Here is a 26,498-nt window from a genome sequence, read left to right as displayed (position 1 = left end):
TTTAAGCTATTGGATTTCAGAAAAAAACAAGGGATTGCAGTTTATTTTGCAATCCCTCTTTTAATGATGTTTATTTTATTTTCTCGAGCTCCAGCCTTCCTGGATAGAAGGAGTCGACATTAGAAAGCTCTAGTAATTGAGCTTCGTCTAACCCGTTAATTAACGTCAATGCTTGATGTATTTCTTTATTTATTTTCTTATCAAGGGTTAGCACCATAATTGCCTCTCCACCGACGACAGTTCTTCCTACTTGCATCGTACCAATATTTATATTGAAGTCACCGAGAAGAGAACCAACCTTTCCAATCATGCCGGGAACATCTTGATGTTTGACATATAGGAGATATTTTTCAGGTCGTACATCAATCCGATACTGGTTGATTTTCATTATCCTTGCGCCATAGCCATTTAAAACTGTTGCACCAATTTTTGCTGTTTCAGAGCCTTTAGACACTATTAATTCTACATAATTGGAAAAACCTTTATTCGTGGCGTTTTTTTGGACATTATAGGAAACCCCCTGCTCCTTCAATAGATGAAGAGCATTAATGAGGTTAACGGAGTCACTTAAATGATAGGATAGAATCCCTTTAATCATTGTCCGTGTGAGTAATTCAGTGTCCTCATCAATTAGATCCCCATAATAGTTGATTTCAATTTTTGCAGGGGCCTTTTTTAATAATTGAATGACTAACTGTCCCATCTGTTCGCCTAATAGTAAATATGGCTGCATTTTTGCCTGTGTTTCACCCGACATTTGCGGCATATTAACTGCATTCGTAATCGATTGTGTTTCAAGAATATCAATGATTTCAGCACTTACTTCCTGTGCCACTTTTTCCTGTGCCTCTACGGTTGACGCCCCAAGATGAGGAGTTACAATAATATTCGGGTTTTGGAGTAATTCTGGGTCTGCGACAGGTTCTTTTTCAAAGACATCTAGTGCCGCCCCTGCAACATGCCCGGATTGTATCGCACGAACTAATGCTTTTTCATCGATAATCCCGCCTCGGGCCACATTAATAAAACGGACGCCTTTTTTTGTTTTGCTTAAATACTCTTCATTGACTAATTTTCTTGTGTCATTTGTAAGTGGGGTATGAATAGTAATGAAATCAGATTCACGGGCAATCAAATCAAGGCTTGCTTTTGTCATACCAAGTTTTTGTGCTCTGTCTTCTGTTAAATAAGGGTCATAGCCTAATATATTCATCCCGAAACTTTTCGCCCGTTTCGCCACTTCTGTACCTATTTTACCCATACCAATGACACCTAGTGTTTTTTTATAAAGCTCCACGCCTTTGAAAGAGTTCCTATCCCATTCTCCAGAGGATGTTTTTTTGTGTGCTTGAGGAATCTTTCTCGCTAACGAAAGCATCATTGCTAAGGTATGTTCTGTAGCTGCAATCGTATTTGCACCAGGAGCATTAATGACGATGATTCCTTTTCGTGTTGCTGCATTCACATCAATGTTATCGACGCCAACCCCCGCTCTAGCAATTACTTTAAGACGGTCCGCATAGTGAAGTAGCTCTTCAGTAACCTTTGTTTGGCTGCGAATAATTAAGGCTTCATAATCCCCAATTATATTTTTTAATTCCTCCAGCTGCAGTGTTGGCTGACGTTCAACAATGAAATTCGGGTGCTCGAATAAACCCTTTAACCCTGTTTCGCTAATTCCGTCTGTTACTAAAACTTTATACATTTTTTATCCAAACCTCCTCAGGTTTTTTTATGTTTTGGCTTTGTAAATAAAAACGTCCCTCATAACGAAGACAGATTTGTCTTGTTATGAGGGACGTGGATTAACGTGGTGCCACCCTCTTTTGCTGCATAAATTGCAGCCTCAAATTTATAACGGGTTACCCGGGCGTGCATACTATACCTTTCAGCAGCCAGTTCAGAAGGGCTTGGTATATTAAGAATGTGCACCGGTTCACAGCAACCACCGGCTCTCTGAAGCGCATTTCTTATTACCGTCTTCATCATCACTTGAATATGCAATTGATTATATTACAATGCCTGCGCAAAATGAGTTGATGTGTTTTTTTAATTTCTTTGAATATACTGAACATTCTACATCGTCACCTTTAATCTTGTAAAGAGATAAACTAAATAATTTTTTTAAGCAAGGTCGTTTGAAAAAAATTATTGTAAAGTTAATCCTTTCACACCGCACTAGAAAGCGATTTCATTGAAGTTTTCAAAAAATTAGACTATTGTAAACATAATGGAAGAATCATATAATGTCTACTATAGAAAGACAAATGTATTTCTGGAAGAGACAAATGTATATATAAAAGAAAGTACGGGAGGGAAACGCATGAAAGCAATTTCGATTGGTCTACTAGGTTTAGGAACAGTTGGTTCAGGTGTTGTAAAAATAATAAAAAATCACCAAGATAAATTAATGCACCAAGTCGGGTGTCCCGTTGTAATCAAAAAAATCCTTGTCCAGGATTTACATAAAATTAGGCCTGTAGATGTGGATAGGCATTTATTAACATCGGATGCAAATGATATTCTTTTGGACAATGAAATTGATGTAATCATAGAAGTAATGGGCGGTGTAGGGGAAACAAAGGAATATTTGTTAAGTGCCCTTCGTCAAGGAAAACATGTGGTAACTGCAAATAAAGACTTGATGGCCTTGCATGGATCCGAGCTGTTATCCGTTGCTTCGGAACATGGCTGCGATTTATTCTATGAAGCAAGTGTTGCTGGGGGAATTCCAATCTTAAGAGGCTTAGTAGATGGTCTTGCATCAGATCGCATTACGCAAATGATGGGTATTGTAAATGGAACGACTAATTATATTTTAACAAAAATGAGTACAGAAGGATTGGCCTATGAAGATGTGCTAAAAGAAGCTCAAGAGCTTGGATTTGCTGAAGCTGATCCAACCTCTGATGTTGAAGGACTAGATGCGGCGCGTAAAATGACCATATTAGCGACATTAGGATTTTCGATGCATATTGATTTGGCTGATGTTAATGTTTCAGGGATTTCCAAAGTGACAGAAGAAGATTTGCATTATGGAAAGCAGTTGGGATATACAATGAAACTCCTTGGTTACGCCCATCGCGAGGGTGAAAAAGTAGAGGTAAGTGTCCAGCCGACATTCTTGTCCAATAACCATCCGTTGGCATCTGTTCAAAACGAGTACAATGCTGTTTATGTTTATGGTGAAGCGGTGGGTGAAACGATGTTCTATGGTCCGGGCGCAGGGAGTTTACCGACAGCAACAGCGGTTGTTTCAGATTTAGTGGGAGTCATGAAAAATTTACGCCTTGGGGTAAACGGCAAGAGTGCAGTTACACCACAATATCCTAAACAATTAAAGGATAATGAGGAAAAGTACTCTAAATACTTTTTGCGCATTCATGTCCAAGATGAAGTTGGCGTATTTTCGGAGATTACCTCAATATTTGCAAAGTATGGTGTAAGCTTTGAAAAAATACTTCAGCTTCCAGTAAAGAAGCACGAAACGTCAGAAATTGTTGTGGTAACCCATAAAGCATCTCTAACTAATTATGATGCGATTCTACTAGAATTAAATGATATGCAAGCAGTTAAGGAAATAAAAAGTGCTTATAAGGTGGTGAGGAAATCATTATGAGATGGCCAGGATTGATTGAAGCCTATAAAGAATTTTTACCAGTTACCAACGAAACACCAACACTTACATTAAATGAAGGAAATACACCATTAGTAAAGCTTGAACGCCTTTCAAAAGAGTGGGGTGTTGAACTATATGTAAAACTGGAAGGTGCAAATCCTACGGGATCCTTCAAGGACCGCGGTATGGTGATGGCGGTAGCAAAGGCAATCGAGGCAGGGAGCAAAACAATCATTTGTGCCTCTACTGGAAATACATCCGCTGCGGCAGCGGCATATGCGGCTAGGGCTGGACTGCGTTGTATCGTTGTCATCCCTGAAGGAAAAATTGCTTTGGGGAAATTAGCGCAGGCGATGATGTATGGAGCTGAAATTATCTCCATTGAGGGGAACTTCGACCAAGCACTGAAAATGGTCCGAAATATTAGTGAGGAAGAACCGATAGCCCTTGTTAATTCCGTTAATCCCTACCGGCTGGAGGGACAAAAGACGGCGGCTTTTGAGGTTTGTGATCAACTAGGATTTGCACCTGATATTTTGGCAATACCAGTTGGAAATGCTGGAAACATTAGTGCCTATTGGAAAGGTTTTAAGGAATATGCAGAACATAAGGGAACAGGGCTGCCGAGAATGTTTGGCTTTGAAGCAGCAGGTGCCGCCGCACTCGTTCATAATCGTGTTTTTGAAAATCCTGAAACGATTGCTACAGCGATTCGGATTGGGAATCCGGCAAGCTGGAACTTAGCGGTATCTGCTGTTGAGGAATCAAATGGCATCTTTGACGAAGTCAGTGATGATGAAATTATTTCTGCTTATAAGAAGGTAGCGGCAGCTGAAGGGATTTTTGCAGAACCTGGGTCTTGTGCTTCCCTTGCAGGAATCTACAAATCGATTCAAAAGGGCAAAATTGAAAAAGGTACAAAGATTGTTGCTGTTCTAACAGGGAATGGCTTAAAAGATACGGATACGGCAATCCAGAATAGCCTTGTAGATGTATTGCAATTGCCGAATGATGAAAAAGCAGTGACAGAGCATATAAGGGGAGTTGTCCATAGATGACTCTAAGTGATGAAAAGTTTGTTATTAAGGTACCGGCAAGTTCTGCTAACCTCGGACCAGGCTTTGATTCAATTGGAGTTGCCGTTGATTTGTATTTGAAGCTAGAGGCAGAGAAAAGCGAGAGCTGGGAATGCACTTCAACTTCCATTGAATTAAAGGGATTGCCTGCAGATGAGAAAAATTTCATCTGTCAAATAGCGATTCAAACGGCTGCGAAATATGGGAAAGAACTAACACCCTGTAAGATTATTGTTGAGAGTGATATCCCTTTAGCACGCGGGCTTGGATCAAGTGCTTCTGCGATTGTTGCTGGAATAGAGCTGGCTGACTATGTTGGGGGTTTAGCTCTAACAAAAAAGGAAAAGCTCCTACTTGCAACAGAAATAGAAGGACATCCTGACAATGTCGGGGCTTCCTTATATGGAGGGCTTGTGATTGGCAGTTTTCAGGAAAAGGAAGTTGATATCCTTTCATTCCACGCTATTTCGTTTGAGATGGTGGCCTGTATCCCGCAAGAGACCTTACTGACGAAAGATTCACGTGGTGTACTTCCGACGGAACTTTCATATTCGAAAGCGGTAAATGCTTCCGCTACCGCAAACGTTTTAGTTGCGGCACTGCTTAGTCAAAACTGGGAACTTGCAGGAAAGATGATGGGACAAGATCTTTTTCACCAGCCATATCGAAAACCGCTTATTTCATTTTATAGTGATGTTGAAAAAATCGCTAAATCAAATGGGGCATTCGGAGTCGTATTAAGTGGTGCTGGACCAACAATTTTATGTTTTACTGAAATAGGAATGGGGAAGAAATTGACCGATTCTTTGCAAACTGTGTTACCTGATATGAAAGTAAAATGGCTAAAGATAGATAACGCAGGAAGTTCGGTTCACAAGCTCGAAAAGTGTATATAATAAAATTTAGTAAAAGGCTTACAATTATTGTGAGCCTTTTTGAGTGTAATTTTTTTGGGGAGGAAAATATTATGGCGTTTATAGGAAGAGTGGTAATTGTGACAGGGGGAGCAAATGGGATAGGCCAGGGGATTGCTTCTGCCTTTGCAAAAAATGGAGCCAAAGTGGTCATCGCTGATGTTGCGGAAGAGGCAGGAAACCATACGGCAAATTGGATTAACCAAAACTTTGGTGAAGCAAAATTCATAAAAACAGATGTGAGGCTAGAAGCAAATATCATCCGCTTAATGGAAGCAGTACATGAAAACTATGGCCGGATTGATATTCTTATCAATAATGCAGGGAAGGGGTTATTTAAATCCCTTTATGAAGTCACAGTTGAGGAATGGGACGATATCATCCATACCAATTTAAGAAGCGTCTTTCTATGCTCGCGTGAAAGTGCGAAATGGATGAGAAAGAATGAAAAGGGCGGTTCAATTGTGAACATTGCCTCGACTCGTGCGCTTATGTCAGAACCCAATTCCGAAGGATATGCGGCGACCAAGGGAGGAATTGTTGCAATTACACATGCTTTAGCAGCCTCTTTGAGTGATGACAGGGTAACAGTAAATGCTATCTCACCTGGTTGGATTCACACTGGAGCTGATTCCCAATTAACTGCAATCGACCATGAACAGCATTTTTCAAAACGTGTAGGAAAGCCAATTGATATCGCACGTGCATGTTTGTATCTAACCTCCGAGGATAATGACTTTGTCACTGGAATCAACCTGGTCGTCGATGGTGGAATGACCAGAAAAATGATATATGAAGAATAGATGACTACCTAATAACTATTTAGGTAGTCAAATTAAAGCTGTGATAAAGGTAAAAGTTAATTTTACAATCTCTGTTGATTGGAGCGGAAGGCACGAAGAACTCCTCGAAAATGCTATCGCATTTCCTTCGTGCGGTGAAAATTCAAGGAAGCCTATTCAATGTCCTGCGGGAAGAGCAAGTCACGGGAGACCCCGCAGGAGCGAAGCGACGAGGAGGCTCACGGACTGCCCGCGGAAAGCGAAGTGCCTGGAGCTCCAATCAACAGGCAAGTTTAACACAGCCAAAATGTTTGTAAAAAGTTGAATATAACTTATCGTTTTTAGGTTGGTTAATACCCATCTATCTCTTAGTATGATAAAATAGTGTAAATATTGCGAAAATATTAAAGGAGGATCAAATAATTGAAGCTGCCGATTATTCGAACAAAGCTGCGAATTCCGGCTGTCAAAGAGGACTTTATTAGGCGTGCCGAGCTGACGCGTAAAATGAAAAGGATTCCTGAATATCCGTTAACGGTTATCCATTCTGGAGCCGGTTTTGGAAAAAGTACGGCACTGGCATTATTTATGCGAGATGAAAAAGTATCCGGTTGCTGGTACTCAATCTCATCGTTGGATGACGATATTCTGCCTTTTCTTTCATATGTCATTCATTCGATCAGAAGGATTTTACCTGATTTTGGCAAGGAAACAGCTAGCTACATAGAAACAATGGACCGCTATATCCGCGAAGAAGAATTGAGTTATTTATGCTCGTTATTTATAAATGAGATCCTTTCGGCAGATGCTGAGATTACCTTAATTTTGGATGACTTTCATCAAATTGAACATTCCTATACCATCAATAGCTGGGTTGAAAAGCTACTCGAACACATGCCGCCCAATTTACATTTGGTTATTTCGAGCAGAAGCCATCCTGGCTGGAAACAACTAACGAAAATGAAGGTTTGTGGCCAATTATTAGAGATAACGAAAGAAGACCTTGTTCTTACAATAGAAGAAATGGAAATGTTATTAACAGACCTTTATGGTTTAGAACTTGACCCAAGCCAGCTGCAAACCATCTATCAAATGACAGAAGGCTGGGTTATTGCTCTCTGTATGATTGCACAGCAAATACCACTTAGAAATGACATATCCACCCTTTTTGATCACTCCTCACATTCACTCCATGAGTTATTTCAGTACTTAGTGATGGAAGTCTTCGCAAAACAAACACCAATGATTCAGCAGTTTTTAGAACAAACATCTATTTTCGAAATAATTGATGAAGAATTATGTGACGAGGTAATTGGTCTGCATCAAGCAACAAGTATGCTTGAACAATTGAAGGAAAGGAATTTATTTATTCAAAAAATTGGATCGAAGCATTATCGGTATCACGCCTTATTTAAAGGCTTCTTAGAAGAGAACTTTCAAAAGAACCATCCAGCCAATTTTTTGCTTCTCCATGAAAGATGTGCCCGCTTTTATGAAAGAAGAGCCCTGTGGGAGGAAGCACTCTATCATTATAAAAAAATTAATCAAGTTAAAGCGATTGCCTCGATTCTTCAAGACTATGGAACGAAGATGCTTGAAAATGGCAAGCTGAAAAGCCTATTTGACCACTTATTAATGATTCCTGAAGAGGAGCTCACCACTTATTATATGCTTTGGTATTTAAAAGCAGAGGTTCATCGACACCGATCACAATATCAAGAGGCTGGAGAATGCTATAACAAGACCTTTACCTGTGCACAAAAAGCCTTGGATTATTTAGGAATGAGCAAAGCCTTAGAAGGAAAAGCAAAGATCTATTTGGATACAATACAGCCGCATCAAGCAGAGGAACTTCTATATGAAGCTATTGCACATAGAGAAAAAAGTAACTGCTCTGATGAGGAAAAAGCTAAATTGTATTATTTGCTATCTGAGAACTTACTTAACTCAGGGAAATCCTTAAACGCGGAAAAGTGGCTGCAAAAAGCAAAAGAAACTAATCTGGTCGTTTTGGACGGGAATATCGAAGCGAGATTGTATTTACGAACTGGCCGTTTTGATAAAGCGAAGAATTTCCTTAACCGCCAGAAAGAAGAACTAAAGGGCAGAAGCATATCCGCTCTGCCGCAGTCTCACAGGGAAACCGATTTATTATTATCGTTAATAGAAGTTTTTATTGGTGAAGGAATGAAAGCAAAAGACCTTGCTCAAGCTGGAATTCAACAGGGAATCAGTCTTATGGCCCCATTTGTTGAGGCGTGCGGCTGGATTCGGATGGGCCATGCCGTACAAATTCTCAATAAATATGATTTAGATTTGTCTGAACAATGCTACCAAACCGCATTAGAGATTATGGACCGATTAAATGTGGAACGAGGAAAAGCAGAACCATTAATGGGACTTTGTATCCTTTACGGGACAAAGGGAGAATTTGAACGGGCAATGGACGCGGGTAATAGAGCATTAGAAGAGACGGAGAAAGTGCATGATGTCTGGCTTTCTGCCTTAATTAGTTTATGTATGGGAGTAAATTCAATATTAAGCAAAAGGTTATCAAAAGGGATTGACTTCTTAGAGAAAACGGAAGTTCTATTCCTCCAATGCGATGACTCCTATGGACAGATGCTTTGCAAGTTCTGGTTATCCTATGTTTTTTATTTAGAAAATAGCCAAGAACTTTTCCATGAAAAGATGGAATCCTTCCTAAGCCTAGTACAAATTAATAAGTTTGATTTTTTCTTCCATAAAAGGTCGATCTTTAGTCCAAGAGATTTACAGATGTTTGTCCCGTTATTAATTAAGTGCTCAAAGGAAGACATTCAAGCGCCATTTGCAATGAAAGTTCTCCAAGATATGGGGGTAACTGCTTTTGACTTTCATCCAGGCTATTCAATCCGTGTACAAACACTTGGAACTTTCAAAATCTGGCTTGGAGAAAAAGAAGTTGGGGAAAAGGAATGGCAGCGTGAAAAAGCAAAGGAGCTATTTCAATTATTTATTACCGCTAATGAACTAATTGCTAAAGATGAGATTATCCAAATTCTTTGGCCAAATCAAGATAAAAAAAGTGCAGACAGGGATTTCAAAGTGGCTCTAAACAGTCTGCAAAATTTACTGGAGCCAACACGCAAGGCTAGGGCTGCACCATTTTTCATTATCAGAGAGGGAATGTTTTACGGGTTAAATCCTCATGCTGTAATTGAATTGGATACAACTCAATTTCAGTCTCGGATACAAAACGGACTAAATGAACTGGATCAGGAAAAAGCGATTCCTTATTTGGAAAAGGGACTATCCATTTACCAGGGAGAATACTTGCCGGACCGCCGATATGATGATTGGTGTATTAACAAAAGGGAAAGCATGCTCGTTTATTTTTTACGAGGGGCAGAGAAGATGGCGCAAGTAATGGTACGTAAAGAGAATTATGAAAGCGTTATTTTTTGGTGCGAAAGAATACTAGCAAGGGATCGAACCTGGGAAGAAGCCTATCGTTTATTAATGTACAGTTATTATCGAAAAAATAACCGGCCGTATGCCATGAAATGGTACAAAAAATGTACGGAGGTATTAGAGGAAGAATTGGGTGTGACCCCGTTAGAACCAACTAAGCATATGTATGAAATGATTATCGAAGCCAAAAGTATATAGTGAACAAATGAAACAGCCCTAGGGCTGTTTTTTAAATTAATTTTAATATGCCCCTCCAGCGCTGTCGGTGGTAGGAAAAAATGAACCCCTTTTTCACTGAAAAAGGCGCTTCTGCTTTTCTGTGTAACTAGTCTGTAACTCTCTTTTTCTATTATTAACTTAATGCTTTGCCTGTAACTTAATACAAAATTTAAGGGGGAAAAGATGTGAATGCATTTCGCGGGAAAATAGCTTTATTAGGACTACTTATTTTTATGTTAATTTTTACAGCTGCCTGTAGTTCAGATCAAACAAAAGGCGATCCAAAGGATGATGGTGAAAAGGCTGAAAATCTTGAGCCGATTAAAATTGGTGTTCTTGCCTCGACAACAGGTGCCCTGGAATCCTATGGCAAACAAACTTTAAGAGGTTTTGAGCTTGGACTGGAGTATGCAACTGAAGGAACAATGGAAGTTGAAGGAAGAAAAATCGAGTTTTTTGTTGAGGATACAGAAACAAAGCCAGAGGTGGCCGTTCAAAAAGCAACTAAGTTGCTTGAAGAGGATAAAGTGGACTTCTTAGTGGGGTCGTCCAGTTCTGCTGATACGTTAGCTGTACTCCCGCTTGCAGAAGAATATCAAAAAATTATGATCGTTGAACCAGCAGTAGCCGATAGTATTACAGGTTCCGAGTTTAATAAGTATATATTCCGTTCCGCTCGAAATTCTTCACAAGATGCGGTTGCAGGTGCAGCAGCGATTGCAAAAAAAGGCGTGAAAATTGCCACCCTTGCACCGGATTATTCATTTGGACGTGATGGAGTAGCAGCTTTTGCAGAAGCAGCTAAAGCACTTGGTGCCGAGATTGTTCTAGAAGAATACGCGGATCCCGCAGCAACTGATTTTACCTCAAATATTCAAAAAATCATTGAAGCTAAGCCTGACTATTTGTTTGTTGTATGGGCTGGAGCTAATTCTCCGTGGAAACAAATTTCTGACATGAAGGTTCAAGATAATGGAATCAAAATTTCAACAGGTGCACCGGATATTGCTGCTCTAGCAACGATGGAACCGCTTGTAGGAATGGAAGGCTTTACAGTCTATTATCATGATTTGCCAAAGAATGAGATCAACGATTGGCTTGTGGCCGAACATAAGAAAAGATTTAATGGCGAGGTGCCAGATTTATTTACCCCAGGCGGAATGAGTGCAGCCATTTCAATTGTCGAAGCGTTGAAGAAAACGAAAGGCGATGCAGAAGGGGATAAACTCATAGAGGCGATGGAGGGCATGAGTTTCGAAACTCCAAAAGGAAAAATGACCTATCGCCCAGAGGATCATCAGGCCCTCCAAGCATTGTATGCTATTAGACTTGAAAAGAAGGAAGGGATAGCATACCCTGTGCCAGTGTTGATCAGAGAATTGACGCCGGAAGAAACTACACCGCCCGTTCGGAATTAATAATAGTTCGTATTACTTAAATGATGAGGGTTTGACCATGAAACCTGTGGTCACCCTCTTCGTTATTTCTATCTTTCAGATTGGTGGTGAGGAAAGTGTCAACCATAATAGAAACAAGTGAATTATCGATTACCTTTGGAGGGCATACTGCTGTCGATTCTGTCAGTATTTCTGTTCCTGAAAAGCATTTTAAATCAATTATTGGTCCGAATGGAGCTGGAAAAACAACCTTTTTCAATCTCCTCAGCGGACAATTAGCAGCTACTAAAGGAAAAGTCTATTACCGGGGAAAGGACATTACAAAGTTTTCCCCGACAAAGCGGACTAGAGAAGGCATTGGCCGTTCCTTTCAAATCACTAATGTATTTCCCAATCTAACTGTTCTGGAAAATGTCCGGTTAGCTGTGCAGTCAAATGCCGGGGTAAGGTACCAAGTGTTTTTTCATTATAAGAAATATCGTGAGTTTGAAAGGAAGGCATTGGAATGGTTAGGACTTGTTTTATTAGAAGATAAAAAGGATTCACTTGCCAGTAATCTTGCACATGGTGAAAAGCGAAAGCTCGAGATGGCGATGCTCCTTGCGCTTGAAACAGAGGTATTGTTATTAGATGAACCGACTGCTGGAATGTCGTTAGAAGAGGTGCCTGCAATATTAGAGGTGATTAGGAAAATCAAGGAGCAAGCGAGCCGGACAATTATTCTTATCGAACACAAAATGGATATGATTTTAGACTTATCAGATTCTGTGATGGTTTTATTTAATGGCAGACTTTTGGCTGATGGAACCCCAGAGGAAATTATGAAAAACGAGTTGGTTCAGTCGGCCTATCTAGGAGGTCACGTCGATGAATGAGCTATTAAGACTGAACGAGGTTGAAACGCATATTGGACAATATCATATATTACAAGGTATCAGTTTAGAAGTGAAAAAGGGTGAGGTTACCGTTTTACTGGGAAGAAACGGAGCAGGAAAAACAACGACTCTAAGGACGATTATGGGGCTCAACCCAGCGACAAAAGGGAGTATTGTTTATAAACGAGACGAGATTCAAGCGCTGCCGACCTACACGATTGCAAAAAAAGGAATCGGTTATGTCCCGGAAGATCAGGGGATTTTTGCAGGACTAACCGTTGAGGAAAATATGAGGGTTGCAATCAGGTTAGAAAGTGAAGTTACAGCAAAACGGATGGATTATATATTAGATTTGTTTCCAGACTTAAAAAAGTTTTGGAAAAAACCAGGCGGATTATTAAGCGGCGGTCAAAAACAAATGCTTTCCATTGCGAGAGCCTATGTGAATGAAAACGAATTGCTGCTCATTGATGAGCCTAGTAAGGGTTTAGCGCCAATCGTTATTGAAAAGGTAATGGAGTCAATTTTACAAATGAAAGATAAAACGACGATTGTATTAGTGGAACAAAACTTCATGATGGCAAGCACCATTGGAGATTACTTTTACATCATTGATGATGGACGGACAGTAAACGATGGAACGATGAAGCAGCTAAAAGAAGATGAAGAGATGAAACGCAAATACTTAGGTATTGCTTAGGAGAGGAGGTAAACATCATTGGAGTTATTAATCAATTTAACGTTAAATGGCCTTGCAACAGGCATGCTAATCTTTTTATTGGCTGCTGGTTTAACGCTTATCTTTGGTTTAATGGACGTTCTTAATTTTGCCCATGGCGGGTTATTTGCCTGGGGAGCATATAGCGGTTTGTGGATCTATTCAACAACAGGCAGCTTTTTCATTGGCATTATTGGTGCGATTCTTACAGGATTTCTCCTTGGAATCATTATTGAAAGATGGATTATTAAGCCGGTTTATGGAAACCATGTGCAGCAGATTTTAATTACATTAGGGCTAATGCTTGTCCTGTCTGAGATGCTCAAAGTTATTTGGGGACCGAATCAATTGATTGCAAACACACCCGATTTGTTAAAAGGAAGCTGGGAAATTGGCAGCGTCATCATAATTAAATATCGGGTATTTATCATTTTTGTAGGATTGATGGTGTTTGCTGGAGTGCAATATTTACTAAAGAAAACGAAGATTGGCCTTGTTGTTAGGGCTGGAGTTATGAATAAGGAAATGGTTCAAGCACTAGGAATCAATATCCAAAAAGTGTTTATGTTTGTATTTATGATTGGCTCAGGCATGGCGGCTCTTGGCGGAATTCTGTTAGGACCTTATTCTGGTGTCATTCATGCAGGGATGGGGATGGAATTTGCTATCTTGGCGTTTATTGTAGTTGTGATAGGCGGAATGGGTAATTTTACTGGCTCGGTAATGGCGGCGATTTTAGTTGGCTTGTCTGGTTCGTTTATGGCCTATTATGTACCGGAATTATCATTAGCAGTAAATATGCTGTTAATGGCGGTCGTATTGATCGTGAAACCGCAAGGATTATTTGGAGGGAAGGGGTGAGGATATGAAGTGGATTCAACATAATAGAATGTCAGCTTTATATATTATCATCGCTGCTTTTCTGCTCCTATTGCCCTTTGTTTACGAATCTAGAGGTTTGATGATTCTGTTAACACAAATTTTTGTGTTTGCAATATTTGCTATGAGTTATGATCTGCTGTTGGGGTTTACAGGAATTGTCTCTTTTGGACATGCAATGTATTTTGGAATCGGGGCCTATGCCATTGGTATCTTCATGAAGCGATTTGAGCCTACAATGCTCCATTTTCTTTTGGCGGTACTTACAACGATAGCCCTGACCGCAACAGTAAGTTTCATTGTTGGCTTGCTTACCCTCCGGTTAAAAAGCCATTTCTATGCAATGCTTACTCTATCGCTAGCCGGGTTGTTTTTAGTTTTAGCAGAAAAATGGCGGACATTAACCTATGGGAATGATGGATTTACCTTCCGGGTGCCTGAAATGTTTATTGACCGAACTAATTATTATCTCATTTGTTTATTGGCGATGATTATCGTTTTTATGATATTAAAGCGCTTTACGAATTCCCCCTTGGGAAGAGTGTTACAGGCCATTCGTGAAAATGAACAAAGAACGGAATCCTTAGGATTTCAAGTTCTTCATTATAAAATTGCCGCCAGTGTTGTATCAGGTGTGCTTGCTGGGATAGCTGGAATCCTGTATGCGATGTCCCTAAGGTTTGTAAATACAAGTGTTTTCTCTATGGATATTACCCTAGATGCCTTATTAATGACAATCATTGGTGGTGTTGGTACATTAGTCGGTGCAATTATTGGAGCGGGTTTAATTGAATTTGCTCATGATTGGTTAACCGAGCTTGCAAAAGTACATTGGATTTTTGAACGCTGGATTATTTTCTTCGGAATCATCTATATATTGGTTGTAATTTTCTTCCCTCTAGGTATTGTTGGTACGTTAAGGACGATCAATTGGAAACGAAAAAAACGCGATTCCGTTAAAAAAGAAAAAATAGCGGGATAGAAGGAGGACTCATGGATTCAAGACAAATTGCTTCCTTCGTCGTTCGTTTTCAACTTACTGAAATAGAGAAGGAAACAGGTAAAAAACACTGGAGAATAAAAGTTACCCATGTTCAGGGGGAATACGAGACTCTCTTTGATACGGTGGAAGAGGCGTGTGTCTTCATGAAAGAGATGGCAGAAGACTCATAGAGTAGGAGTTGATAAGCTTTGAAGGTTGGTATCTTAAGTACAGGTGTGTATCTGCCAAAAGATTTTTTGACCGGGAAGGATATAGCTGAAATGGCAGGTATCCCTTCTGTTATTGTCGAAGAAAAGATGGGTATCAAGAAAAAATATGTTCCAGGTCCCAATGATCATACATGTGAAATGGGAATTATTGCAGCAAAACAAGCCATTGATAAAGCAGACATTGATCCCCTGGAAATTGATTTGATTATTTATATAGGCGAAGAACATAAGGAATACCCTCTCTGGACAGCTGGAATCAAGCTTCAAGAAGCAATAGGAGCATACAATGCCTGGGCTTTTGATGTGGCATTAAGATGCGGGACCACCGTCATGGCATTAAAAATTGCAAAGAGCATGATGATGGCTGATCCTAAAATTAATACGGTTCTGCTTGCAGGGGGATATCGGAATGGAGATTTCATTGATTATCAGAATCCTCGGACCCGCTTCATGTATAACCTTGGTGCGGGTGGCGGGGCAATTCTTTTAAAAAAAGGACACGCAGAAAATATTGTATTGGAAACCCGAATGATAACGGATGGTTCCTTTTCTGAAGATGTCGTTGTTGTTGCAGGTGGTACAAAGAATCCCATTTCGAAAGAGGCCATTGATCAACGTTTAAATATGCTGGATGTGCTCGACCCAGAGGGAATGAAGCGACGCCTAGCGCAGAAGTCGATGGACAATTTTTTAAAGGTTATCACTGAGTCAGTAAATCTGAGCGGATACCAGGAAAGTGATATTAATTATTTGGCGATGCTGCACATGAAAAAGTCAGCGCATGCATATGTTTTAAGTGAATTAGGCTTGTCTGCTGAACAATCGATTTACTTAGAGGACTATGGACATATTGGGCAAATTGATCAAATATTGTCGCTTGAGCTTGCTCTAGGAGAGGGCAAAGTAAAGGATGGGGACTTGATCGTTTTTGTAAGTGCCGGCATTGGATATGCGTGGGGGGCAACGACTATTAAATGGGGGAAAGGTGAGCTGGATGGTTAATGTAGCAATGAAAACCGTTCAATTGGTGAACGGGGAAACGATCGCCTACCGGGAACGGGAGGGTGGAGAAAAAAAGGTACTGCTCATCCATGGAAATATGACTTCATCTAAGCATTGGGATCTTGTTCTTGAGAACATGAGTGCAGAATATAAACTTTACGCTCTGGATTTACGAGGTTTCGGAGAATCTAGCTATCACAATTTAATCCAATCGATTAAAGATTTTTCTGATGATGTAAAGCTGTTTGTTAATGAGATTGGCCTGAAGGACTTTGCACTTGTTGGCTGGTCAACAGGTGGTGCGGTGGCGATGCAATTTGCTGCTGATTACCCAGGATACTGTAATAAGCTGATTTTATTAGCTTCAGAATCAACGAGAGGCTATCCTTTCGATGGGAAATTAGGGGTACAGGACGATGTGCACCGTTTTATATCATATGAAGAAATTAAGCAAGATTTAGTACGAACCATCCCTGTACAAACAGCTTATGACACAAATAATGTGGAGTTACTAAAGCTGATTTGGAACGCAGTCATTTATACCAAGAATCAGCCTGCTCCGGAACTTTATGACGAGTATGTCCAAGACATGAGAACCCAGCGCAATTTAGCTGAGGTACATCATGCAAATAATACTTTTAACATTAGTCACTTCGATAATGGACTTGTTGAAGGCAATGGGAAAGTAGATCAGATTAACGTGCCAGTGTTAGTGCTTAGAGGGGATCGTGATTTGGTTATTAGTGCAGAAATGACCAAAGAATTGGTTCAAGATCTAGGAGAAAAAGCTGAATTTGTAGAGTTAAAGGATTGTGGCCACTCTCCGCTTGTTGATGATCTTCCGCAGCTATTAAGGGAGATGACGCAATTTCTGAAGGCGGAGGTTCTACAATAAGATAGGGTAATAGGTAGAAAAACGACCTGCAACGGGTCGTTTTTTTTTGTTGAATCAGGCGGGAATTGTGTCTAAATAGTGGCCTTTGTAGATACCATACTGAACTTTGTAGATACCATACTGAATTTTGTAGATAACGCACTGAACTTTGTAGATACCAGCCTAAACTCTGTAGATACCACTCTAAATAATCCGTTGTAACTTCGCTGTAACTAGGTTTCAGTAAGATGGTGTTATCTAGTAGTGAAGGAGAGATTGTCTGGTGAGGTGGGAACTCGATTGGCTGGAAAATAGAGCAAGATTGACGCCAAATAAGAATGCGATTATAGATGGAGAGACAAACAAAGCTTGGTCGTATGAAGAATTAAACAACCGTTCTAAATCAGTAGCTAGTTGGTTAGAGTCTCGGGGAGTGAAAAAAGGCGATCGGATTGCCTTACTATCACCAAATCATATCAGTTATTTTGATTTATTATTTGCCTGCGGTAAAATTGGGGCAATCTTTGTCCCGTTGAATTGGCGTCTATCCAATAGTGAGATTAAAGGAATTTTACAGGATTGTTCTCCTGTATTGATTGGCATTCATTTACGGTTTCAAAACATGCTCACTGGATTACAAACCATCGATTGCACACCTTTTTTTGTCGGAAATAGCAGCTATGAAGAAATGATTTTTAATTCAAAGTGCCCGCAGCTTTTAGAGAGCATTTCTGAGCAAGATCCGCTGGCAATAATTTATACAGGAGGAACGACAGGCAAACCAAAGGGTGTTGTCTTAAGTCACCAATCTATCCAATGGAACGCAATCAACACAATACTTAGCTGGAGCCTCACGGAGACAGATGTAACGATAAATTATATGCCAATGTTTCATACAGGAGGGTTAAATGCTTTATCGATTCCAGTATTAATGATTGGCGGGACAGTCGTTATAGGTGATCAATTCGAGGAAGAGCAGGCTGTGAATTCCATCAATCATTATGGTTGTACAATCATTCTCTTGGTACCAACCATGTATCATATGCTTGTTCAGACGGAGGAATTTAACCGTAGTAAATTCCCGTCGATGAAAATATTTTTATCAGGCGCGGCTCCTTGCCCCTTACAAATATATGAAGCCTTTCAGAAAAAGGGAATAGCCTTTAAAGAGGGATATGGTTTAACAGAAGCAGGGCCAAATAATTTTTTTATTCGTCCGGAAGATGCCCAAGAAAAACAAGGATCAGTCGGAAAGCCAATGTTATATAATTCGATAAAACTTGTAAAAGAAACTGGTGTAGAGGCAAGTGCTAATGAAGTAGGAGAACTATTAATTAAAGGAAAGCATTCCTTTTCACATTATTGGAATAATCAGCAAGCCACAACAGAAACAGTAAAGAATGGTTGGGTTCATACGGGGGACTTGGCTAAGAAGGATGAACACGGGTTCTTTTATATTGTAGGCAGAAAAAAGGATATGATTATTACTGGCGGAGAAAATGTCTACCCGCTTGAAATTGAACATTGGATGGCTGCCTATCCGGGAATCGACGAAGTTGCTGTCATCGGCATTCCTGATGAAAAATGGGGAGAAAGAGTAGCTGCCATCATAGTATCTAAGGCAGATCACCGGTTAGACGAGGATGAGTTAAGAACTTACTGTGAAAAAAAACTTGGTAGATATAAAATTCCTAAAAGCTTTATCTTCATTAAAGAACTCCCGAAAACGCATGTTGGAAAAATTGATAAAGTGAAATTAAAAGAAATGAGTATCGGTATTCAAGAAGCGAGAGGAGAACAATAAGTTCTCCTTTACATATTTAGACTAAAGCTTGAGCGCTATCAATAAATAATTTCGATAACATTGATTGCGTTTTATTTTGATTATAGACTAGATAGAAATATCTTTCATCGTTGAAGTCATTAATCTCATGCATCTTCAGCATGTTATTCCTAAAATGCTCCTTAGCGGCTATTTCAGAAATAATCGAAATGCCAATATCCTGTATGACAAATTGGATCAAACTTTGCCCGCTTTCTGTGAAGGCGGCAATATTTAATTTGTCCTTATTTATCTTATTTTTTTTAAGCAACCTTTCGAGTTGAGCATTCGTTCCTGAATCGGAATTCCTCAAAATAAAGGGATGCTTCATGATCTCATGAAGAGTTACCGCCCCTGAAATGCTTGATTGGTTAGAGGTAATAAGCACTAATTTTTCTTTTATTAATGGAACATATTGAAGTTTATCATTATCGTATTTTTCTCCTAATATCCCCATATCCACTGTTCCGCTGAGAACCTTTTCCGCTACGGTCTTTGATGAGAATTGATCGATATGAAACACCGCATTTGGATACTGGTTTCTAAATTGTTTGACCATTTTTGGGATGATGAACTGTCCTGGGACTGAACTCGCAGCTATTCTGATGTTTCCGCGCAGCTCTGTCATGCCCTCTGTTAAATCAAGGATAGCCTGATCCTTTATTAGTAATAATTTCAGTGCCCACTGATATAGTCGTTCCCCCTGTGGCGTAAGAATGCTATCTCTCCCAACCCGATCAAATAGATGTATATTTAACGTTCTTTCTAATGCCTGGATATGGGAGCTTACCGTTGACTGGCTTAAAAAGATATCTTCGGCAGCCTTAGAAAAACTTTTATGTTCAACGACCTTAGTAAAAACCAAAAGTTGGTGCAAATCCATTAACTCTCCCCCTTTACATTCAAGAATCCGATGCTAATTGATAGATCCAATAGATAATTCGAATTTATCTAAGCATACCATTTTCCTATAATAGAGTTGTACAAAGGATTTGAACAGTTTCTGAATTATTTACAGTATAAACTTTACAATCTTAAGGGGGGAGGAATAGATGTCTTACCATTATGTACCTGACTGGATTTATGATGCAGGTCCAACCGGTTGCGGGGAATTGATTATGAACTTGTTTTTAACAATAAAAAAGTTGGAGAGTGGCCAAATCATTGAGGTAATCTCCTATGACCCAGGTGCACGTGAGGATCTTCCTGCTTGGTGCAGAATGCAAAACCATACTCTTTTAGAACGCAAGGATTTTGGAAGGATAAGCTATTACTATATTGAAAAAGGCTGAAATAGTCTTTTTAAATAAATTGAAATAACGGAGGAATTACTAATGGCTGGAAAATTTTTAGTGAGTTTAACAAATGCAAAGAATGACCCTGACAAAGCAACAGTAGGTTTTGTAGTAGCAAACGCTGCGGTAGCATCAGGTCAGGAAACGGTAATTTTTCTAAATGTTGAAGGAGCCTATTTAGCTTCAAAAGGCTATGCAGATGATATCCACGAAGAAGGCTTTGCCCCATTAAAACAGCTAATGGATAACTTTGTGGAAGCAGGAGGGACTCTTTGGGTTTGTAGCCCGTGCTTTAAGAAAAGAGATCTGGACGAAGAAAATCTTGTTGAAGGCGCAACCATTGTCGGCGGAGCAAAAGTAGTTGAGTTCCTGAGCCTGGGTGCTGCTTCCATTACATATTAATTTGGTGAAGAATATGCATATTCCTCATGCGGTCTGTGATGGCGGGGATTTAGATTGTGGATCAGGATTACTGTTAATCATCAAAAAAGCAATGGATCCCCTTTTAAATGGTGAAATACTCGAAGTTCGCAGCCGTGAGCGAACGGTTGCGGGAGATTTACCAGCCTGGTGTCGAATGGTCAATCATGAATTTCTTGGTTCAGAACCAGGTGATAATACCACTCGTTACTTTATTAAAAAGGGTTCGAACCAGATTGAATTAGAAAAGGAATTACAAGCAGCCAAAGGTTATGAGTGGAGTGTTCGGGCGCGAGGTGAAAAGGAGCTAATGGCTAAAGTTCATTCGCGAAACCATACCTTTCAAGTAGGCCAACCTGCTGATTTTGGTGCGAAAGTAGATGCACCAAGTGCGATTGATTATCTGCTTGCATCTTTGGCATCCTGTCTAACGGTAGGGTATAAAGCACAGGCATCTCGTCGCAATATTGAGATTGATAATCTTGAACTTTCAATAAAAGGTAGACTGGAAAATGTTTTATACCATTTGGAGCTAGAAGAGGAAGGCGGTCCCAAAGTTAACAAAATTACTGGTACTTTCTATGTATCATCACCTGATTCAGAAAAGGTTCTTGAAGATTTATGGGATAACACGCTTCTAAGGTCTCCAATCTATCAAACACTTAAACAAGCTATAACAATTGATATAAAACTCTCAATCGTATTTTAATAGGGAGGCTACATTATAATGAGTACCAAAAAATTCCCTACCACGGTTATCGGTAGCTGGCCGAGAACGACTGAAGTAAAACGAGCGATGCGCGATAAACGTGCTGGGAGAATTTCTGAAGAAGAGTTTCAATCCGTCGCCGATCAGGCAGTTTTACAATGCTTGAAATGGCAAGTAGAAGCAGGAATTGATATTGTTACGGATGGAGAACAGCGCAGGGATAATTTCATCTCTTTTGTTGCCGAACACTTACATAATGTTCGGATGCTAATGGTATCGGAACTACTTGAGTATGTCGAGGATAAAGCTAGTTTTGAAGAGATACTTGGAACATTAGATGTTCCAGCCTTTTCCATGTCAAACCCAGCGGCTACTGGTAAAATCAGCAGAAAGAAACCGCTTGCATTAAACGACTTCTTATTCCTTAAGAAACACACCGACAAAGCCGTAAAAGTAGCCTTACCAGGTCCGTACCTTTTGACAAGATCGATGTGGGTGGAGGGGTTATCGAAAGAAGCCTATCCGACAAAAGAGGATTTGTCAGTTGATATCATAAAGGTTTTACGGGAAGAAATGGAAGATCTAATCGCTGCAGGAGTAGAATTTGTTCAATTTGATGAACCAGTTTTAACGGAGCTTGTTTTTACGCAAAAAAATGCAAACCGAACCTTTATGTGCGGGGCATTAACTGCAAAAGCGGATGCGGAAGAAGAAATTGCCTTCGCTTTGGATTTAATGAATCAAGTAACAGATGGAATGATTGGCAGAGGGACAAGAGTTGGTGTACATGTATGCCGTGGTAACTGGAGTACTCAGGAGCAAGTTCTGCTAAAAGGACCTTATTATCCGTTAATACCCTATTTCTCTCAGGTGAATGTTGACCAGCTTGTTCTTGAATATGCAACCCCACGGGCGGGAGAGCTTGATGCGATTCGTGACTTTGGGGGCAAAGAGCTGGGATTTGGAATCGTTAATCCAAGGACAGAAGAAGTTGAAACGGTTGAGGATATCGTTGCCCGTGTGCAGGAAGTGAGTAAATACTTACCAGCTGAAAAAATCTTTTTAAATCCTGATTGTGGTTTTGGAACATTTGCGCAAAGACCAATGAATAGTGATGAAATAGCCTTTGAAAAATTAAAAACAATGGTGGAAGCGGCGAAAAGACTTAAAGAAATGGCAGTAGTTTAAACAAATAATGAAAGAGGGTTATTGAATGGGACAAATGGCTAGCTTTAAGGTTGTAGGTAAAGGAAATGGAATGCGTACCGATGCAATTGCCGGAAAGCATACAATTGCAATTGATGAGCCGGAATCCTTTGGCGGCAAGGATTCTGCGATTGATCCTTTATCAGCCTTTTTAGCATCCTTAATGGCATGTGAAAATGTGATGGCCCAAATAATTGCAAAAGAAATGAAATTTGATTTACAAGGAATTAACTTTGAAGTGGAAGGTAGCTTAGATTTAGCTGGTTTGATGGGAGATGTTACCGTAAAACCTTACTTTCAACAAGTAGTGGTAAAGGGATATATTGAAACATCTGAATCTGACGAACGAATTGCTGAAATGCAAAAGGCAGTTGACATGCGCTGTCCTGTATTTAGAACATTAAAGGATGCAGGAATTCCAGTAGAAAATCGTTGGGTAAAAACTGTTCCTGCAGTATAATATGTACACTAGACCTTATCTAAACGATAAGGTCTTTTTTATTTAGAAAAATGAATATTTGCTATTTTTTTGATAAACACTCAATATTAATAAGGTTAGATTTTTGTTACGGAGAGAGAAAGTAGGGATTTTTTTGCCTGATTTTATATCATTAGGTATTTCTGAATTATTAGTAGAAAAATTAAATAGGGTCGGTGTGTCTAAACCTACACCCATCCAAAAAAGAGCCATTCCATTTCTGATGGAGGGTAAAGATGTTATTGCACAGGCTCAAACAGGAACAGGAAAGACGTTTGCCTTCATATTGCCGATTCTGGAGAAGATAAATCCTGATGCTTCACATGTTCAAGCACTCATCGTCACACCTACACGTGAATTGGCCTTACAAATCACCGCTGAATTTGAAAAACTGACAGCAGATTTACAGGATGTTGATGTCCTGGCTGTCTATGGCGGTCAGGATGTTGATAAGCAGCTAAGAAAATTGAAAAGAAATGTTCAGATTGTAGTTGGAACACCAGGTCGTCTATTGGATCATATTCGAAGAGGGACGGTACAATTATCAAAGCTATCCTTCCTAGTCCTTGATGAGGCAGACCAAATGCTCCATATCGGATTTTTAAACGAAGTAGAGGATATTATTAGGGAAACACCTGCTAGTAGGCAAACGATGTTGTTTTCCGCAACAATGGCAGAGGAAATTAGAAAATTAGCAAAAAGGCATATGCGTGAACCTGAATATATCCAAGTGGAAAAAAAGCAAGGACCTGCAGACAATGTCAAACAAATCGCCATGCATACAGTGGACAGGGCAAAACAGGGGACTCTAATCAATCTGATTGAATCACACAGGCCATATATGGCTGTCATTTTTTGCAGAACTAAACGGAGGGTCAGCAAATTATATGAAGTTCTTCGGTCACATAAATTCTCATGTGATGAACTACATGGTGATTTGTCACAAGCTAAAAGGGAACAAGTGATGAAACGGTTTCGAGATGGTGATGTCCAACTTCTCATTGCGACGGATGTAGCGGCAAGAGGTTTGGATGTGGAAGGTGTTACCCATGTGTTTAATTATGATATTCCACAGGATTCAGAAAGCTATATTCACCGTATCGGAAGAACAGGAAGAGCAGGATCAGAAGGCTTGGCTATCACATTCTACTCTACTGCAGACCGCCCAACCCTTGACCTGATCGAAAAAGAGTTAAAGATAACCATTCCAAAACAAAATATAGGTAATACTGACGAAAAATCAGAGGAAAAGCGTCATACTGAACGGAAACCAAAAGAAAATAAACAATGGGGATCGAGGAAACCTGAAGAGGGTAAGAAAAAATATACAGGTAGAAAGCGTGGACCCGTAGGAAAAACTGAAGGAAAAGCTGAAAGTAAGTCTGGAGGTTTCGGAAAGCGCTCTTCCAGTCAGCAAAAGACATCATCAACACTGGTGACAGGTTCAAGAGGGAAACAAACAAATACCAGTCGCCCAGCCAGACAGGAAAGAAGTAAATCACAGACCAGTTCAGATAGAAATAATAGAAGATAATAAAAAAACCTTGCGAAAATCGCAAGGTTTTTTGTATATGGAGACTAGCGGGATCGAACCGCTGACCTTTTGGCTGCCAGCCAAACGCTCTCCCAGCTGAGCTAAGCCCCCCCTATATGTCGTACAAAAAGATTATATCTGGAATGGAGCATTCTTGCAAGAGGAAATTTTTATTATTTTTTACTGCAACAGCTATCAATCGTGTTGATAGGGTAACTTCAACCACTTCCTCTGCACCTTTTGGATTTTTAAGCTCTTCCACAAATAAGAAATAACCGGCATTATCGATGGACTTCCTTTCAATCTAGAAACGTGGTTTTGAAGGTTTATGTAAACATATACTGGTTTATGAATAATATTATATAACCTTTTTAAGGAGTGTTGGGAATATGACTATTCGTGGAGAAGACCTTCTTATTTCAGGAGCATGGATACTAGGTGTTGGTTCACTTATTGATACAATCGGGCAGACCCAGCAAACTTTCACCCACAGCGATCAGGGGAAAGATTTAATCATAAAAGGAAATGGGATTGAAGCTTTCGGAAATTCGTTGCAAGCCATTGGGAGAACTAAGCTGTTAAAACCAGAGAGGGAGCTATCGCAAATATATACCATCTTCGGTGCTTGGCTTGAGGCGGCTGGTAATACTACAAATTCAGTTGGAGTAAGTATTGAACTGAATGGCGCTGAGGAAGAGGGGATAAAAATAGATACCCTTGGCAGTGGAGTCCAAGGTCTTGGTGCAGCTTTTGAAGCAGTAGGTGCATCCCTTGGAGAGGATTCATCCTATAGGGCCCTTGCTATTACAGGAAATAGCTTCATCTCTTTAGGCTCTTTTTTAGGAGCAATCGGTAATATTTATGTTTCAAACGAAAAAAGTGTAATTGGAGAACAGATTCTATTAGTTGGTAGCTGGATTCAAGTTATTGGTGCATTCATATTAGTTAATGCCATTACTCTAGAGGTTGAACATATGGAACACGAGGAAAATTCAAAAAATGACTCTTATCCCTATTCTTATAATAATTATTCCTTCACAAATATGATATGGGGCTACCCGCACCTAAAGTTGGATGTCGTTACCTCCTAGTTATCATATGGTGCGGTTGCTTAGCAATCTTCCCTCATCTTATCTAACTAACTCCCCTCTAATGGAAAATACTTATGGTGTCATGAATTCAACTTTCATTCTATCTTGACATTTTAAACACCCTTTCTAGAAACGTTTGTCTTTGAGTAGTTTGGCAAACATTCGTTCTTGATAAAAGTCATTCTGAATAAAGGGTATACTAATTTTATTGTATATTTTAATTCATACTTTCTATCTCTACTTTATTGATACCTTCTAAACTGGAGACTAATGCGTAAACATCCGTTGTTTTTTCTCGATAATCAACTGCAACTCTTATTTGGACTAAATGGTCTCCATTGTCTAAATCCTTAATCCGGATTCTCCGAATAATATATTTTTTCTCCATCAAAAATGACATTACTTTTTCTATTTGAGCTTTATCTCTCATAAATAATTGAAGACTGATTTCTTTCTCTCTTAATTGTTTGGGACCAATAAACTTCATAACATATGGTACTAATTCAACACTAATAATTAGTAAGGCGACCCCTGCAAAAGCTTCAACAAAAAAACCCGCACCCACTGCGATCCCGATCCCTGCCGCTCCCCATATCATTGCTGCCGTTGTTAATCCAGAAATACTGTCATTACCTCTGCGTAAAATAACACCTGCACCCAAGAAACCAATTCCAGAAACAATTTGAGCAGCCAGGCGCAAGGGATCCATTGTGATTCTTACATCATCAGAATTAGGGAACATATAAGCTGATTCAATTGAAACAATTGTCAACAGACAGCTTACTACAGAAATGACCAGACTTGTTTTTAGTCCAACGGGCTTCCTCTTAAGTTCACGCTCCAGACCAATGATTAGCCCGAAAACTGCGGAAATCCCCAGCTTTATTAAAATATCTATATCAACATTTTCCATTGTGGGTTCA

25 protein-coding genes, 1 tRNA gene and 1 other annotated feature are annotated in these 26,498 nt (G+C 39.7%); of the genes, 21 read left to right on the top strand and 5 right to left on the bottom strand.

Translation table 11 applies throughout. The features are described 5' to 3' along the window. Window positions 1-70 precede the first annotated feature (70 nt). Window positions 71-1,705 (bottom strand): phosphoglycerate dehydrogenase, encoded by a 1,635-nt coding sequence (gene serA / locus NSS81_RS06735; protein ID WP_342432743.1) that lies wholly within the window; start codon window positions 1,703-1,705, stop codon window positions 71-73. Between the two features lie 86 nt (window positions 1,706-1,791). Beyond that, window positions 1,792-1,998 (bottom strand) — a binding site (T-box leader). 325 nt (window positions 1,999-2,323) lie between these two features. Between serA and NSS81_RS06730 the strand changes: the two genes are divergently transcribed. The 14 genes from NSS81_RS06730 (at window position 2,324) to NSS81_RS06665 (ending at window position 18,824) form a co-directional block, all read left to right on the top strand. Next, complete coding sequence (locus tag NSS81_RS06730) at window positions 2,324-3,619, top strand: homoserine dehydrogenase (protein ID WP_342432742.1); 1,296 nt, start codon at window positions 2,324-2,326, stop codon at window positions 3,617-3,619. Next, window positions 3,616-4,677, top strand: a complete 1,062-nt coding sequence (gene thrC, locus NSS81_RS06725) for a threonine synthase (RefSeq protein ID WP_342432741.1) — start codon at window positions 3,616-3,618, stop codon at window positions 4,675-4,677. The genes NSS81_RS06730 and thrC overlap by 4 nt, the downstream gene beginning before the upstream one ends. Continuing rightward, a complete protein-coding gene (thrB, locus tag NSS81_RS06720; protein WP_342432740.1) occupies window positions 4,674-5,591 on the top strand; it encodes a homoserine kinase in 918 nt (305 codons plus the stop codon). Before thrC ends, thrB begins: the two co-directional genes overlap by 4 nt. A 71-nt stretch (window positions 5,592-5,662) precedes the next feature. Further along, complete coding sequence (locus tag NSS81_RS06715; protein WP_342432739.1) at window positions 5,663-6,412, top strand: glucose 1-dehydrogenase; 750 nt, start codon at window positions 5,663-5,665, stop codon at window positions 6,410-6,412. A 402-nt stretch (window positions 6,413-6,814) separates the two neighbouring features. Further along, window positions 6,815-10,042 (top strand): BTAD domain-containing putative transcriptional regulator, encoded by a 3,228-nt coding sequence (locus NSS81_RS06710; RefSeq protein WP_342432738.1) that lies wholly within the window; start codon window positions 6,815-6,817, stop codon window positions 10,040-10,042. 254 nt (window positions 10,043-10,296) lie between these two features. Next, entirely contained in the window at window positions 10,297-11,481 is a 1,185-nt protein-coding gene (locus tag NSS81_RS06705) for a substrate-binding domain-containing protein (RefSeq protein WP_342433952.1), read from the top strand. Window positions 11,482-11,576: 95 nt separating this feature from the next. After that, window positions 11,577-12,335 carry an ABC transporter ATP-binding protein gene (locus NSS81_RS06700; protein WP_342432737.1) on the top strand — a complete coding sequence of 253 codons (759 nt, stop codon included), beginning with the start codon at window positions 11,577-11,579 and terminating at the stop codon, window positions 12,333-12,335. Then, the gene (locus NSS81_RS06695) at window positions 12,328-13,035 is read left to right on the top strand and encodes an ABC transporter ATP-binding protein (protein WP_342432736.1); all 708 of its coding nucleotides are present in this window, start codon (window positions 12,328-12,330) and stop codon (window positions 13,033-13,035) included. The genes NSS81_RS06700 and NSS81_RS06695 overlap by 8 nt, the downstream gene beginning before the upstream one ends. An 18-nt stretch (window positions 13,036-13,053) precedes the next feature. After that, window positions 13,054-13,914, top strand: a complete 861-nt coding sequence (locus NSS81_RS06690; RefSeq protein ID WP_342432735.1) for a branched-chain amino acid ABC transporter permease — start codon at window positions 13,054-13,056, stop codon at window positions 13,912-13,914. 4 nt (window positions 13,915-13,918) lie between these two features. Further along, window positions 13,919-14,914, top strand: coding sequence for a branched-chain amino acid ABC transporter permease (locus NSS81_RS06685; RefSeq protein WP_342432734.1), 996 nt, complete (start codon window positions 13,919-13,921; stop codon window positions 14,912-14,914). An 11-nt stretch (window positions 14,915-14,925) separates the two neighbouring features. Then, the gene (locus NSS81_RS06680; RefSeq protein WP_342432733.1) at window positions 14,926-15,105 is read left to right on the top strand and encodes a hypothetical protein; all 180 of its coding nucleotides are present in this window, start codon (window positions 14,926-14,928) and stop codon (window positions 15,103-15,105) included. Window positions 15,106-15,123: 18 nt separating this feature from the next. Next, window positions 15,124-16,146 carry a 3-oxoacyl-ACP synthase gene (locus NSS81_RS06675; protein WP_342432732.1) on the top strand — a complete coding sequence of 341 codons (1,023 nt, stop codon included), beginning with the start codon at window positions 15,124-15,126 and terminating at the stop codon, window positions 16,144-16,146. Further along, window positions 16,139-17,041 (top strand): alpha/beta hydrolase, encoded by a 903-nt coding sequence (locus NSS81_RS06670; RefSeq protein WP_342433951.1) that lies wholly within the window; start codon window positions 16,139-16,141, stop codon window positions 17,039-17,041. The genes NSS81_RS06675 and NSS81_RS06670 overlap by 8 nt, the downstream gene beginning before the upstream one ends. A gap of 262 nt (window positions 17,042-17,303) precedes the next feature. Next, window positions 17,304-18,824 (top strand): long-chain fatty acid--CoA ligase, encoded by a 1,521-nt coding sequence (locus tag NSS81_RS06665; protein WP_342432731.1) that lies wholly within the window; start codon window positions 17,304-17,306, stop codon window positions 18,822-18,824. A gap of 16 nt (window positions 18,825-18,840) precedes the next feature. Here NSS81_RS06665 and NSS81_RS06660 read toward each other — a convergent pair whose 3' ends face one another. Further along, window positions 18,841-19,725 (bottom strand): selenium metabolism-associated LysR family transcriptional regulator, encoded by an 885-nt coding sequence (locus tag NSS81_RS06660; protein WP_342432730.1) that lies wholly within the window; start codon window positions 19,723-19,725, stop codon window positions 18,841-18,843. A 169-nt stretch (window positions 19,726-19,894) separates the two neighbouring features. Between NSS81_RS06660 and NSS81_RS06655 the strand changes: the two genes are divergently transcribed. The 6 genes from NSS81_RS06655 to NSS81_RS06630 all read left to right on the top strand — a co-directional run bounded on the left by NSS81_RS06655 (window position 19,895) and on the right by NSS81_RS06630 (window position 24,484). Next, entirely contained in the window at window positions 19,895-20,134 is a 240-nt protein-coding gene (locus NSS81_RS06655) for a sulfurtransferase TusA family protein (protein ID WP_342432729.1), read from the top strand. A 42-nt stretch (window positions 20,135-20,176) separates the two neighbouring features. Next, window positions 20,177-20,539 (top strand): DsrE family protein, encoded by a 363-nt coding sequence (locus NSS81_RS06650; protein WP_342432728.1) that lies wholly within the window; start codon window positions 20,177-20,179, stop codon window positions 20,537-20,539. Between the two features lie 13 nt (window positions 20,540-20,552). Further along, window positions 20,553-21,266, top strand: a complete 714-nt coding sequence (locus NSS81_RS06645; RefSeq protein ID WP_342433950.1) for an OsmC family protein — start codon at window positions 20,553-20,555, stop codon at window positions 21,264-21,266. Between the two features lie 18 nt (window positions 21,267-21,284). Further along, window positions 21,285-22,454 carry a cobalamin-independent methionine synthase II family protein gene (locus tag NSS81_RS06640; RefSeq protein WP_342432727.1) on the top strand — a complete coding sequence of 390 codons (1,170 nt, stop codon included), beginning with the start codon at window positions 21,285-21,287 and terminating at the stop codon, window positions 22,452-22,454. 25 nt (window positions 22,455-22,479) lie between these two features. Continuing rightward, the gene (locus NSS81_RS06635) at window positions 22,480-22,932 is read left to right on the top strand and encodes an OsmC family protein (protein ID WP_342432726.1); all 453 of its coding nucleotides are present in this window, start codon (window positions 22,480-22,482) and stop codon (window positions 22,930-22,932) included. 133 nt (window positions 22,933-23,065) lie between these two features. Next, window positions 23,066-24,484: a DEAD/DEAH box helicase gene (locus NSS81_RS06630; protein WP_342432725.1), complete on the top strand. Its 1,419-nt coding sequence runs from the start codon at window positions 23,066-23,068 to the stop codon at window positions 24,482-24,484. Window positions 24,485-24,522: 38 nt separating this feature from the next. Here the strand turns inward: NSS81_RS06630 and NSS81_RS06625 are convergent. Continuing rightward, a tRNA-Ala gene (locus NSS81_RS06625) sits at window positions 24,523-24,595 on the bottom strand. A 1-nt stretch (window position 24,596) separates the two neighbouring features. Then, window positions 24,597-24,746: a hypothetical protein gene (locus tag NSS81_RS06620; protein ID WP_342432724.1), complete on the bottom strand. Its 150-nt coding sequence runs from the start codon at window positions 24,744-24,746 to the stop codon at window positions 24,597-24,599. Between the two features lie 127 nt (window positions 24,747-24,873). On the opposite strand from NSS81_RS06620, the gene NSS81_RS06615 reads away from it, so the two are divergent. Further along, window positions 24,874-25,575, top strand: a complete 702-nt coding sequence (locus NSS81_RS06615; protein WP_342432723.1) for a hypothetical protein — start codon at window positions 24,874-24,876, stop codon at window positions 25,573-25,575. A gap of 217 nt (window positions 25,576-25,792) precedes the next feature. Here NSS81_RS06615 and NSS81_RS06610 read toward each other — a convergent pair whose 3' ends face one another. Then, window positions 25,793-26,488 (bottom strand): MgtC/SapB family protein, encoded by a 696-nt coding sequence (locus tag NSS81_RS06610; protein ID WP_342432722.1) that lies wholly within the window; start codon window positions 26,486-26,488, stop codon window positions 25,793-25,795. Window positions 26,489-26,498 lie beyond the last annotated feature (10 nt).

It is taken from the genome of Neobacillus sp. FSL H8-0543 (assembly GCF_038592905.1).
In the GTDB taxonomy this organism is placed as follows: Bacteria; Bacillota; Bacilli; order Bacillales; family Cytobacillaceae; genus Neobacillus.
Note: the sequence above shows the minus strand (reverse complement) of the source record. Positions and strands in the feature narration are given on the sequence as shown.

Bases quoted from the DNA above. Each gene is read 5' to 3' on its own strand.
- NSS81_RS06685 (WP_342432734.1), top strand. From the start codon at position 13,919: ATGAAGTGGATTCAACATAATAGAATGTCAGCTTTATATATTATCATC.
- thrB (WP_342432740.1), top strand. From the start codon at position 4,674: ATGACTCTAAGTGATGAAAAGTTTGTTATTAAGGTACCGGCAAGTTCT.
- NSS81_RS06730 (WP_342432742.1), top strand. From the start codon at position 2,324: ATGAAAGCAATTTCGATTGGTCTACTAGGTTTAGGAACAGTTGGTTCA.
- NSS81_RS06640 (WP_342432727.1), top strand. From the start codon at position 21,285: ATGAGTACCAAAAAATTCCCTACCACGGTTATCGGTAGCTGGCCGAGA.
- NSS81_RS06695 (WP_342432736.1), top strand. From the start codon at position 12,328: ATGAATGAGCTATTAAGACTGAACGAGGTTGAAACGCATATTGGACAA.
- NSS81_RS06705 (WP_342433952.1), top strand. From the start codon at position 10,297: ATGTTAATTTTTACAGCTGCCTGTAGTTCAGATCAAACAAAAGGCGAT.
- NSS81_RS06615 (WP_342432723.1), top strand. From the start codon at position 24,874: ATGACTATTCGTGGAGAAGACCTTCTTATTTCAGGAGCATGGATACTA.
- NSS81_RS06680 (WP_342432733.1), top strand. From the start codon at position 14,926: ATGGATTCAAGACAAATTGCTTCCTTCGTCGTTCGTTTTCAACTTACT.
- serA (WP_342432743.1), bottom strand. From the start codon at position 1,705: ATGTATAAAGTTTTAGTAACAGACGGAATTAGCGAAACAGGGTTAAAG.
- NSS81_RS06715 (WP_342432739.1), top strand. From the start codon at position 5,663: ATGGCGTTTATAGGAAGAGTGGTAATTGTGACAGGGGGAGCAAATGGG.
- NSS81_RS06645 (WP_342433950.1), top strand. From the start codon at position 20,553: ATGCATATTCCTCATGCGGTCTGTGATGGCGGGGATTTAGATTGTGGA.
- NSS81_RS06635 (WP_342432726.1), top strand. From the start codon at position 22,480: ATGGGACAAATGGCTAGCTTTAAGGTTGTAGGTAAAGGAAATGGAATG.
- NSS81_RS06670 (WP_342433951.1), top strand. From the start codon at position 16,139: ATGGTTAATGTAGCAATGAAAACCGTTCAATTGGTGAACGGGGAAACG.
- NSS81_RS06660 (WP_342432730.1), bottom strand. From the start codon at position 19,725: ATGGATTTGCACCAACTTTTGGTTTTTACTAAGGTCGTTGAACATAAA.
- NSS81_RS06650 (WP_342432728.1), top strand. From the start codon at position 20,177: ATGGCTGGAAAATTTTTAGTGAGTTTAACAAATGCAAAGAATGACCCT.
- NSS81_RS06610 (WP_342432722.1), bottom strand. From the start codon at position 26,488: ATGGAAAATGTTGATATAGATATTTTAATAAAGCTGGGGATTTCCGCA.
- thrC (WP_342432741.1), top strand. From the start codon at position 3,616: ATGAGATGGCCAGGATTGATTGAAGCCTATAAAGAATTTTTACCAGTT.
- NSS81_RS06655 (WP_342432729.1), top strand. From the start codon at position 19,895: ATGTCTTACCATTATGTACCTGACTGGATTTATGATGCAGGTCCAACC.